The following is an 11,241-nucleotide window of genomic DNA, read 5'->3' as shown; positions in this document are numbered from 1 at the left end:
TGTCCCGAAGGACAAGATCCGCTCGACTTGCATGTATTAGGCACGCCGCCAGCGTTCGTCCTGAGCCAGGATCAAACTCTCCAAATTGGTGTTTGACTTACTCATTACTTTTTATCGCTTTTTTCGCTCATCCCGAAGGATTTGCGAGGCAGTTATTACTCGTTGTTCAGTTTTCAAAGAGCAATCTTTTCTTTCGTGTCGACCGTGTGTCTCGTTGGCGACNCTTGTTATCGCTTTTTTCGCTCATCCCGAAGGATTTGCGAGGCAGTTATTACTCGTTGTTCAGTTTTCAAAGAGCAATCTTTTCTTTCGTGTCGACCGTGTGTCTCGTTGGCGACCTAGATAATATATCATGTATGCCTATATGATTGCAAGTACTTTTTTTATAAAATTATTTAAAAGTTTTTGAGGAACATCTATGCCTTGTTTTTGCTTTATAAAAGCTGAACATATTCAAGCTATATTATTGAAGCAAATATAAACGGGCTCTGCATCTGTGCACAAGCCCGTTAATCTACTGCATATTAGTATTGTTTTGTTGCTGTATATTTCGCTGCATCTTTGATTAGCTCAAACTTCTTATTGCTCTTCTTTAAACCAGCATCGACAGTCGTATCAATCGCAACCCATTTGCCGTCCAAATAAACCTCGTTCCAAGCATAGTAAACTTCTACATAAGTCGAGTTCCCATAACTAGTTTAGTAGAAATATCCAAGCTCCGAAGCATTCCAGCAAACAAAGCAGCATAGCCGTAGCAAATGTCTTTCTTCGATTTGAATGTGCGGTCGATATTAGGCAGGTAGTCCACCGATAGATTCGCCGCTAGTTGATTATCGTATTTAATGTTAGTAATGATGTAATCGTAAATGGCTTTTACTTTCTCGTTGTCCGTTTTTGTGTTTTTCGTTAATTCCTTTGCTTTGATGATTGCACTGCTCGCGCTTGTCTATTCGATGTTTTGAATCAAATTCAAGTAAACGGCTTTGCCGTCTTTCCAAGCTGAGCGTTATCGTTTCTTTCTTAATTAGTTTGTAATTGTTGCCTGCCGTATTCTCAAGCACAGAGATTGTATATTCACCATTTCCGAGCTGTAGCGGGAACTTCACTCCTGTTTTCCCTGCAGTTAGGTTATACATGTAATTTGTCAGGCCTTTCGCAATCATAAACTTTGTTTTCACCTTGGCGTTCACTGTGTACTTTACGGCGACAACGCTGTTGCCCGAGGTTGCTCGTATTTAACCAAGCAGCAGTCCCGGCTTCATTTGCTTGTACTGCAGTGACATTGAATGATGCGAAAAAACAAAAGCTGCGATTAAAAAAATAAGCATATTCGGGCATTTTTTAAGGTTTGGTGCAGCAAATGCTCGACTCTAGTCAAGCTAAACCGGTTTCATCGTCCTTTTTTCATGAAAACAGGATTATGTTAATTTGCCTTCTTATATAAAAAAAGAACCGTTGGCAGCTAATGGCCAAACGGTTCTGTTATTTCAAGCTTATTCGGCGGAGCGTTGGTCTCTCATATGCGGGAACAACAGTACGTCGCGGATCGAAGGCGCATCCGTAAGCAGCATGATCAATCGGTCGATACCGATTCCGAGCCCGCCCGTTGGCGGCATGCCGTATTCTAGAGCGCGGATGAAGTCTTCATCCATCTCATGCGCCTCATCGTTGCCATGCTCGCGTTCAACAAGCTGTGACTCGAAACGCTCACGTTGGTCAATCGGATCGTTCAGCTCGGTAAAGGCGTTGGCATGCTCACGCGCTACGATAAATAGCTCGAAACGATCCGTGAAACGCGGATCTTCTTCGCTCTTCTTAGCAAGCGGTGAAATCGCAACAGGATGTCCGGTTACGAACGTCGGCTGAATAAGCGTGTGCTCGCCGAACTGCTCGAAGAAAGCGTTCAGAATGTGGCCGAATGTCATATGCGGATCGACGGCAACATTGTGCTCCTTCGCCAAACGATGTGCTTCCTCATCACTCATCTCCACGCCGAAATCAACGCCCGTCGTTTCTTTGACTAGCTCGACCATGGAAACCCGGCGCCACTGAGGAGTCAAATCAATCTCTTGGCCTTGGTAAGTAATTTTAGTTGTGCCTAGAACCTCTTGCGCGATATGCGCGATGACATTTTCAGTCAAAGCCATAATATCCTTGTAATCGGCATAGGCCTCATACAGCTCAATCATTGTAAATTCCGGATTGTGGCGTGTCGAAATTCCTTCATTCCGGTATACGCGGCCAATTTCATAGACTTTCTCCAATCCGCCAACGATCAACCGTTTCAAATGAAGCTCGATGGCAATACGCATGTAGAGCTGCATATCGAGCGCATTATGGTGCGTTTCGAATGGACGCGCCGCCGCGCCGCCCGCGATAGAGTGCAGTGTTGGCGTCTCAACTTCCAGGTAGCCGCGGGAGTCTAGGTAACGTCGCATGGATTGAATAATTTTCGATCTGGTAATAAAGGTTTGTTGTACATCTGGATTCACGATAAGATCAACGTAGCGCTGACGGTAGCGAAGCTCTACATCCTTCAAACCATGATATTTATCAGGCAATGGAAGAAGCGATTTGGTCAACACTTCAATATCATGCGCTTTGATCGATACTTCACCTGTATTCGTCTTGAATACAACGCCATGTACACCGACAATGTCACCAATATCGAGTAAATCGAATGCAGCGAATTTATGCTCTTCAACGGTGTCCTTACGGACATAAATTTGAACCTTGCCGCTCAAATCCTGAATTGTAGCGAAGCCTGCTTTACCCATGCCTCGCTTCTGCATAATACGGCCTGCAATGCTGACATTAACAGCTTGCCCTTCCAGCTCTTCTTTACTAATTGATTCATAAGCTTGTACGATAGCTTTGGCATTATGCGTGCGTTCGAATTTACGTCCGAATGGATCGACACCCAGCCCTCTAAGCTCATCCAACTTGTCTCTACGAATTTGCAAAAGCTCACTTAGCTCCTGCTCATTGTTTTCATGTTCCACTTCTTTCATCTCCTTGGTCGTTCGGCAAGCGTAAGCGGCTGTCGCCGGATTGTTACGGTAAAAGATACGCAATGTAAAATAAAATATATACGTTCTTATATTTTAAACGTTCAAAAAGCTTCCCACAAGGAAGCTTTCTGATCCGCACATAGCAAACCTTATTTTTTAATATCGAGAATTTTGTACTGAATGATGCCGACTGGTACGTTTACTTCAACGATTGTGCCTTTTTTCTTGCCCAAAATCGCCTTACCAACCGGGCTTTCATTTGAAATCTTATTTTGCAAAGGATCAGCTTCCGCTGTGCCTACGATGGAATATTCCATTGTATCGCCATATTCCATATCTTCAACCGTTACAATCGAACCGATGCTAACGGTATCAATATCAATATCATCATTATTTATAATACGCGCGTTGCGCAGCATTTTCTCAAGGGTAATAACGCGGCCTTCGATAAATGCTTGCTCATTCTTCGCATCCTCGTACTCCGAGTTTTCACTTATATCACCATAGCCAATTGCCACTTTAATACGCTCGGCAACTTCACGACGCTTAACCGACTTTAGGTTCTCTAATTCATCTTCGAGCTTTCGCAGCCCTTCTTGAGTCAGAATGATTTGCTTATCGTTCATCTTTCCGATTCTCCTGTCATGTGACTAATTTTTCATACCTTGTATGAATTCACTGATACCTAATATATTACGCTTCTTGATCATCATACCTACTGTTGTTGAAGCGCTCTTGATGTGTTCTATAGATTATATTGCACGATTATATTGCAAAGTTACCCTGGATGTCAATCAAAGCCAACCGACCCATTGAGACCGTTTCATTTCTGGAAAATGAAGCAGTAGCCGCTTGATAGCGGCTATTGTCGAATAATGTCGGTTGCTGTGGAACAAGGTAAATTGCTTAACCGATAATTTGAAATTTAGTGTACTACCTCTTCGGCAGACCCTGCGTCTCCGCCTTGGGTTGACCTTGCAGGCTGGAATTCCGTATCCTCTTCAAGCGACTTTATGTAGTTCTCCAAGATGGATACCATCGGGTCGCGGCCGGTTTCTTCCATAATAACGTCCTTCACACGAGCGCCGCCTGGAAGACCTTTCAAGTACCAAGCCAAGTGCTTGCGCATCTCGCGTACTGCAACCGCCTCGTTCTTCAGAGCCACTAACCGGTCCAGATGCAAAATGGCAACCTCCATTTTCTCGCGCGGTGTTGGATCGCTGAGCAGCTCGCCGTTCGTCAAATATTGAATCGTCCGGTAAAGCATCCAAGGGTTGCCAAGTGCACCGCGTCCAATCATGACGCCATCGCAGCCCGTATGATCGAGAAGGCGCTTAGCATCCTCTGGAGAGAAAACGTCTCCATTGCCAATTACGGGAATCGATACCGCTTCTTTGACATCCTTTATAATGTCCCAATTGGCCTTGCCTGTATACAGCTGCTCGCGTGTACGTCCATGCACGCTAACGGCTTTGCCGCCCGCACGCTCAACAGCACGCGCATTCTCGACCGCATAAACATGCTCGGAATCCCAACCAATGCGCATTTTCACCGTTACCGGCTTCTGTACGGCATCAACAACTGCCGAGACCATCTCATAGATCTTATTAGGGTCCAGTAGCCAACGGGCACCTGCATCGCACTTTGTTACCTTCGGCACCGGACAGCCCATATTAATATCAATAATATCAGCATTCGTTTGTTGATCGACGACTTTAGCCGCTTCGACTAGCGACTCCCGGTCACCGCCAAAAATTTGCAGGCTGAGCGGTTTCTCCCGCTCGTCGACGAACAGCATCTCCAACGTCCGTTTATTCCCGTGCAAAATCGCCTTGTCGCTAACCATCTCCGCGCACACAAGACCTGTTCCGAATTCCTTAGCAATTAATCGAAAAGCCGGGTTGCACACGCCTGCCATCGGCGCTAGCACCACTCTGTTCTTCATCTCGATGTCTCCGATTTTCAGCATGTCGCTCCTTGCTCCTCTTCTAATTGTTTATTGTTCATATATCGTATCCTACGAATCGTTATTAACGATCGTCAGCCATTAATTCCTCGTAGCTGATTCCTAACGTTTTGGCAATATGGCTTAGCAGCTTCGGATCTGTCTTTCTCGTTCCGCGCTCCAATGAGCCGAGAACAGCTACCGACACGCCAAGCTCCTTGGCCAGCTCCTGCTGAGTATAGCCCTTCAGCTTTCGAAAGGCTCTGACGCGCTGCGCCAATTGATTGTTTTCCATAACGTGATGCCTTCCTTTCCATCCAGAAGCGCCGCGTTAGACGCTGAACTTACCTCAGCCTGCAGAGGATGCGATTGATCGATAACATCATGCAGCGGCACAAGCACGAACGCCCGCTCCATCATGCGTGGATGCGGCAATATCAGTTCCTCTTGATCTATTCTGACATTATCATATAGGAGAAGATCGAGGTCAATGGTTCTCGGTCCCCAACGTATTTGTCGAACTCTTCCTAATTGCTGCTCGAAAGAAAGCAGCTGCCGAAGCAATAATAACGGGGGAAGCCCCGTTCGCACAGCTAATGCCATGTTGAGAAAAGGCGGTTGCTCCGTATAGCCTACCGGGTCCGTCTCATACATGCCTGACACTTTACTTACTTCGATTTCCGGGTGCTCGTCAATGAGATTAATCGCCGCAAGAAGCAATTGTTCGCGATTGCCCATGTTAGAGCCCAATGCGATGTAAGCCTCTGCTTGTGCTCCTTCATGCGGGAATTGTTCGTCCATCAGCATCCCGCTTTCTGCGCAGCTCTACCGTTACTCCGTCAAAATGGATGTCGAACGGCGGATGCGGCTTCGTTACTCGAACCGTTACTTCGTTTACCATAGTATAAGCTTCCAATACCCGTGATGCAATGTGACCCGTTAAAGCTTCGATTAGTTTAAATGGAGGGCCTTCTACGATCGTTTTGGCAAGAGCATGGATTTCCGCATAATTAACCGTGAAGTTCAAATCATCCGTTTGCGCCGCCCGCTCCAAATCCATCTTCAGCTCAATATCGACGTAATATTGCTGACCCAGCTTGTTTTCTTCAGGAAATACGCCGTGATAGCCGTAAAACCTCATCCCTTTAACCATCATATTATCCATTTTTATCCTTCTCCTAAGATGCAGCATATCTAAAATGAAAATCTATCCTTGTGCCACGCGGTGTCCGCCATGAAATAATTTAGCTGCGATACAGGATTGCATCCATCATAAGCGCGGTCCGTTTAATCGAGTGAACATCATGCACGCGCATAATTTGACAGCCATGCGCGATGCCGAGGGCGACGGTCGCAGCCGTCCCCTCTACGAGCTCTTCTACAGGCAGATTCAGCGTCTGCTTGATGAACCGCTTGCGCGAGGTGCCGAGCAGCACCGGATAGCCGAGCGCCGTTAGCTCTGATAGACGAGCAAGCAGCTCGAGGTTGTCTTCATAGGTTTTGGCGAAGCCGATGCCGGGATCCAGCCATATCAGGTCTTCGGCGATGCCGGCTGTACGGGCTATGCTGACGCTGCTTTGCAGATCAGCGAGCACATCCGGGACGAGGTCGTTATAGTCCCGTTCGTGGCGGTTATGGTTGATAATGACCGGACAGCCGTACTCAGCTGCAACCGCTGCCATATTGGGATCACCCTTAAGACCCCAAATGTCATTGATAATGTGAGCACCTGCCTCTAGCGCTTGGCGTGCAGTCTCCGCTTTGTACGTATCAATCGAGAGCGGAATGTGCGGCAAGGCCTTGCGTACCGCATGAATAACGGGAAGAATGCGCCGCAGCTCCTCTTTGGTTTCCACAGGCTCAAAGCCTGGACGGGTCGACTCGCCGCCAATATCGAGAATATCTGCGCCATCCTCTACCATCGCTATCGCATGTGTAACAGCTGCATCTACATTCGTATAACGCCCGCCATCGGAGAATGAGTCGGGAGTAGCGTTCAAGATGCCCATTATTAACGTGCGGCGGCCTAGCTCTAAATCCGCTCCGCCGCCCAATTCATATGCTCTTTGATGGAAACTTGGTTGTTGATCCACTGTTAGCTCGCCATCCTTCATTCGAATTGTTTCAATGTTACAGCCGCAGCCAATAGATCAGCTAATCAGCTGCATTTCTTAGTCAACTGTCGTCGTTTGTCGGTATAATGACAGTAATTGTCTAGTCAACGCTCCAGCTTCACCGTCACCGACCATTGCGCTCTGTCCGTTTGCATCCGATAAAGTCGTTACAGGAACAAGCTCCTGAATAGAATTGGTAAGCCAAATCTCATCAGCCGCTTGCAGCTGATCCCAGCCGTAAAACCCTTCTTCTGTCTTATAGCCCGCACCCCTTGCCAGCTCAAGCACCCGCTCGCGCGTAATGCCCGGCAATATTCCGGCAGCAATATCGGGCGTGTAAACCACGTTATTCTTCGTAAAAAACAAATTGCTGACAATTCCTTCAGCCAGCCAGCCCTCACGGCTAAGCATAAGGCCCTCGGCGCCTGGGGAAGCACCGCTAGCCAGCAGCTCACGCTTTGCAATAATATTGTTCATATAATGGAGAGACTTGAAGCGAACATCGCCTTCCGGCGTATTCCGCCGCGTCCGCATAAGACGCAGCTCCCTTCCGCGCATATGAACCGCATCATTAACTGGAGGCAGTGCCTTCACGAGCATTAACACATTCGGCTGCTCATAATCGCCGGTCGGCAAGCCCAGCTCAGCTTCCCCTGCACTAACGGTCATGCGCACATAACCATCATTAAGCCCGTTCGCCTCCAGCAGCTCGTTTACCCAGCCCCTGATCAGTCCAGAATCGGCATAATACCGGATGCCAAGCTGCTCACAGCCTGCCCGCAAACGGATCAAATGCCTATCCAATAAATAAGGTCTGCCTTCGTACGTGCGAAAGGTTTCGAACAACCCCATACCGTACAAAAAACCGTGATCATAAACTGAGATCACGGCTTCGCTCGCTTCCAATACGGAGCCGTTCAGTCCGATTTTCATCGTGCTGATCCCGTCCGATTTTGCAAGAAATTACGAAGCATCGTCAATCCATGCTCCGTTATAATCGATTCAGGGTGGAATTGCACCCCTTCAATCGGATACTCCTTATGACGAAGAGCCATAATTTCTCCCTCATCCGTCTCTGCTGTAATTTCCAAGCAATCGGGCAGCGTTTCACGGCGAACGATGAGAGAGTGGTAGCGTGTAGCCGTAAATGGGGATGGCATACCTGCAAATATCGATTTTTCATTATGATGAATAGCGGACGTTTTGCCATGCATCAGCTTCTCCGCACGCACGACTTCGCCTCCAAAAGCTTGTCCGATCGATTGATGGCCTAGGCAAACGCCAAAAATCGGAATTTTACCTTTGAAATGCTCAATAAGCGACAGGCTGATGCCCGCTTCATTCGGCGAGCAAGGGCCTGGCGATATCAAAATATGATCCGGCGCTAAAGCCTCTATACCTGCCAAATCGATCTCGTCATTGCGCTTTACGATAATCTCTTCTCCAAGTTCACCCAAATACTGAACTAAATTGTACGTAAAAGAATCATAATTATCGATTACCAGTATCATGTTAAGGCTCCTCCTTTATCCGGTTCCGCTTTCTATTCGTGTTCCGCAAACCGTTCGCTGTACTGAATGGCCTTCCATAGCGCCTTTGCCTTGTTTAACGATTCCTTATATTCTCGCTCCGGCTCAGAATCGATTACGATACCCGCTCCGACTTGAATATGTACTATCCCGTCCTTCAGCGCCATGGTTCTAATAATTATATTAAATTCCATATCGCCATTGTAGTCAATCCATCCAAGCGATCCTGTATAGGGGCCCCGGCGTGTCGGTTCAAGCTCTTCTATAATTTCCATCGTGCGGATTTTCGGCGCGCCGGTAATCGTTCCACCCGGGAAGGTTGCCGAAATGACGTCATAAGCATCCTTGCCGCTTGCTAATTGACCCTCTACCTGAGAGACGAGATGCATGACGTGCGAATACTGTTCGATGACCATAAGCTCTTCCACTTTAACCGTACCGTAGGCAGAAATACGTCCGAGATCGTTCCGTTCCAGATCGACGAGCATAATATGCTCGGCCCGTTCCTTCTCATTCGAGAGAAGCTCATCGGCTAGCCGCAGATCCTCCTCTTCCGTTCTACCCCGACGCCGCGTTCCCGCAATAGGTCTCGTTGCAAGCATGCTCTCGCGAAGCTCAACCAGCAGCTCCGGCGATGCCGATACAAGCTGAAAGTCGGGACAGCGCAGGAAGCCCATATACGGTGACGGGTTAACCAGTCGTAACCATTCATAAAGCTCTTCCGGCGAGGTCGCAACCGCCTTGCTTTGCCGTACCGATAAATTAACTTGAAATACATCGCCTTGCTCAATATACCGCTGTATACTGCGAACGGCCTCCATGTAAGCTTCCTTCGAGAACTTCGAAGTGATACCAGAGAAAGACTCAACGTCGATTTGCAGCAAATCGTCTTCCATTAATCGCTGCCGCTCTGTTCGAAGCGATGCCGCCTTCTCCTTGGCGCGTTCCTCGTCAAACCAGGTTAACCAATAATCAGTCATCCCTTCCGCTCTCGACAACGCACGCTCATAAGCAGCGCTTAGCTCTTCTTCATCCGCATCAAGATCAACCTTCGTATGGACCGCGCAATACACCTTCGACTGTACATGATCGATAATCCAAAGCTCGTTCATTTGCATGAACAAGTAATCCGGAATGTCCCGATCGTCCTCGGCTAGCGTCGGCAGCCGTTCAATGGAACGTATAATATCGTATCCCCAAAAACCGACGCAGCCGCCTATCCATTTTGGCCCATCCGCAGGCCTAGGACCAGTCTGCCCGCTCATCCACTCCCTCACAACCTCGAGCGGCTTTCCTTCCCACCGGTGCTTGCTTTGCTCTTCCAGCGATTGAAATTGTACCGACTCGGCAGACATGCCTTTGCCGCGTATAACGCCGTCAGGATGCAAGCCCAAATAAGTAAAGCGCCCATCCTTACCACTCTCAAGTACAAAAGCATATGGCGAAGCATCCTGCCATACCTCTTCCCATGAAGAAACGCCAGCCCGATTTTCGAGCTGAAAGGGCAATTGCTTAAGTAGCGGCAGCATTGTATATTTCCGTTCGGCGTGCCACCGAATCCACTGCTCCATTGCGGTGACCATCACCCTCAACCCCCGATTACTTGACTTATTTTGCTCAGTATACAGAATAGCGGAGTAAAAAGAAAGCCTTCCATTCCGAGGAATGAAAGGCTGTCCGGTATGGCAGTAATCATTAGTTTTCGAAGTTGAAAAGCGGTGTCGAAAGGTAGCGTTCACCATTGCTTGGAACAATCGCAACAACACGCTTGCCTTCGCCAAGCTCTTTCGCAACTTGAAGTGCTGCACAGATCGCTGCGCCAGAAGAAATACCGCAAAGAATGCCTTCTTCTTTCGCTGCGCGACGAGCGTATTCGAACGCATCCTCGTTCTCAATAGCAATAACAGCATCATAAATATCGCGGTTCAAAATATCCGGTACAAAGTTAGCGCCGATACCTTGAATTTTGTGAGCACCTGGTTTGCCGCCGGAAAGAATCGGCGAAGCAGCTGGCTCAACTGCATAAATTTTGATGCCCTCGAAATTTTTCTTAAGCACTTCACCGGCACCTGAAATGGTACCGCCAGTACCGATACCAGCAACGAATGCATCCAATTTACCGTCAAGGGAATTGATCGCTTCAACGATTTCCGGACCAGTCGTCTCGCGGTGAATCTTCACGTTTGCTTGGTTTTTGAATTGTTGCGGCAAGAAGTAGTTAGGATTCTCGGATGCAAGCTCTTCAGCCTTGCGAACCGCACCGTTCATACCTTCGGAGCCTGGAGTCAATACAAGCTCTGCACCGTAAGCGCGAAGCAGGTTGCGGCGCTCAATACTCATTGTTTCAGGCATTACAAGAATAGCCTTATAGCCTTTAGCTGCTGCTACGAGTGCTAGTCCGATTCCTGTATTGCCGCTTGTAGGCTCTATGATTGTATCTCCTGGTTTAATGATTCCTTCTTGCTCCGCTACCTCAACCATGCTGATTGCGATACGGTCTTTTACGCTTGCACCCGGATTTTGGTATTCAAGCTTAACATATACTTCTGCACTTCCTTCAGGCACGAGACGATTCAAACGAACAAGCGGAGTATCACCGATAAGATCTAGAACACTTTGCACAATTTTGGCCATGGAAATAA

The 11,241-nt window shown here is 47.8% G+C and carries 13 protein-coding genes and 1 rRNA gene; all 14 read right to left on the bottom strand.

Annotated features, from left to right (window positions below):
• Nucleotides 1-87: ribosomal RNA gene (locus tag ASG81_RS13765) — 16S ribosomal RNA — on the bottom strand; the annotation flags it as partial.
• 583 nt (nt 88-670) lie between these two features.
• Entirely contained in the window at nt 671-868 is a 198-nt protein-coding gene (locus ASG81_RS32800) for a transglutaminase-like domain-containing protein (protein ID WP_235548866.1), read from the bottom strand.
• Nucleotides 846-1,163 (bottom strand): hypothetical protein, encoded by a 318-nt coding sequence (locus ASG81_RS32795; protein ID WP_056634886.1) that lies wholly within the window; start codon nt 1,161-1,163, stop codon nt 846-848. Before ASG81_RS32795 ends, ASG81_RS32800 begins: the two co-directional genes overlap by 23 nt.
• Nucleotides 1,164-1,493: 330 nt before the next feature.
• Nucleotides 1,494-3,002, bottom strand: a complete 1,509-nt coding sequence (lysS, locus tag ASG81_RS13755) for a lysine--tRNA ligase (RefSeq protein ID WP_442952875.1) — start codon at nt 3,000-3,002, stop codon at nt 1,494-1,496.
• A 158-nt stretch (nt 3,003-3,160) separates the two neighbouring features.
• Nucleotides 3,161-3,637: a transcription elongation factor GreA gene (gene greA / locus ASG81_RS13750; protein ID WP_056634880.1), complete on the bottom strand. Its 477-nt coding sequence runs from the start codon at nt 3,635-3,637 to the stop codon at nt 3,161-3,163.
• A gap of 299 nt (nt 3,638-3,936) precedes the next feature.
• The gene (gene dusB / locus ASG81_RS13745; RefSeq protein WP_056634877.1) at nt 3,937-4,980 is read right to left on the bottom strand and encodes a tRNA dihydrouridine synthase DusB; all 1,044 of its coding nucleotides are present in this window, start codon (nt 4,978-4,980) and stop codon (nt 3,937-3,939) included.
• A gap of 61 nt (nt 4,981-5,041) precedes the next feature.
• Nucleotides 5,042-5,251, bottom strand: coding sequence for a helix-turn-helix domain-containing protein (locus ASG81_RS13740; protein WP_056634874.1), 210 nt, complete (start codon nt 5,249-5,251; stop codon nt 5,042-5,044).
• Nucleotides 5,203-5,757 (bottom strand): 2-amino-4-hydroxy-6-hydroxymethyldihydropteridine diphosphokinase, encoded by a 555-nt coding sequence (gene folK, locus ASG81_RS13735; RefSeq protein WP_056634871.1) that lies wholly within the window; start codon nt 5,755-5,757, stop codon nt 5,203-5,205. Before folK ends, ASG81_RS13740 begins: the two co-directional genes overlap by 49 nt.
• Nucleotides 5,735-6,121, bottom strand: coding sequence for a dihydroneopterin aldolase (gene folB / locus ASG81_RS13730; protein ID WP_056634868.1), 387 nt, complete (start codon nt 6,119-6,121; stop codon nt 5,735-5,737). Before folB ends, folK begins: the two co-directional genes overlap by 23 nt.
• A 79-nt stretch (nt 6,122-6,200) precedes the next feature.
• The gene (gene folP / locus ASG81_RS13725) at nt 6,201-7,049 is read right to left on the bottom strand and encodes a dihydropteroate synthase (RefSeq protein WP_235548864.1); all 849 of its coding nucleotides are present in this window, start codon (nt 7,047-7,049) and stop codon (nt 6,201-6,203) included.
• A 78-nt stretch (nt 7,050-7,127) separates the two neighbouring features.
• Nucleotides 7,128-8,003 carry an aminodeoxychorismate lyase gene (gene pabC, locus ASG81_RS13720; RefSeq protein ID WP_056634862.1) on the bottom strand — a complete coding sequence of 292 codons (876 nt, stop codon included), beginning with the start codon at nt 8,001-8,003 and terminating at the stop codon, nt 7,128-7,130.
• Entirely contained in the window at nt 8,000-8,581 is a 582-nt protein-coding gene (gene pabA / locus ASG81_RS13715) for an aminodeoxychorismate/anthranilate synthase component II (RefSeq protein ID WP_056634859.1), read from the bottom strand. Before pabA ends, pabC begins: the two co-directional genes overlap by 4 nt.
• Before the next feature lie 32 nt (nt 8,582-8,613).
• Complete coding sequence (locus ASG81_RS13710) at nt 8,614-10,182, bottom strand: anthranilate synthase component I family protein (RefSeq protein WP_200961505.1); 1,569 nt, start codon at nt 10,180-10,182, stop codon at nt 8,614-8,616.
• Between the two features lie 112 nt (nt 10,183-10,294).
• Nucleotides 10,295-11,233, bottom strand: coding sequence for a cysteine synthase A (gene cysK, locus ASG81_RS13705; protein WP_056634853.1), 939 nt, complete (start codon nt 11,231-11,233; stop codon nt 10,295-10,297).
• Between the last annotated feature and the right edge of the window lie 8 nt (nt 11,234-11,241).

The organism is Paenibacillus sp. Soil522 (assembly GCF_001428245.1).
In the GTDB taxonomy this organism is placed as follows: domain Bacteria; phylum Bacillota; class Bacilli; order Paenibacillales; family Paenibacillaceae; genus Pristimantibacillus.
The sequence above is the reverse complement of the archived record's forward strand: the minus strand, read 5'-3'. Positions and strand labels throughout refer to the sequence as shown.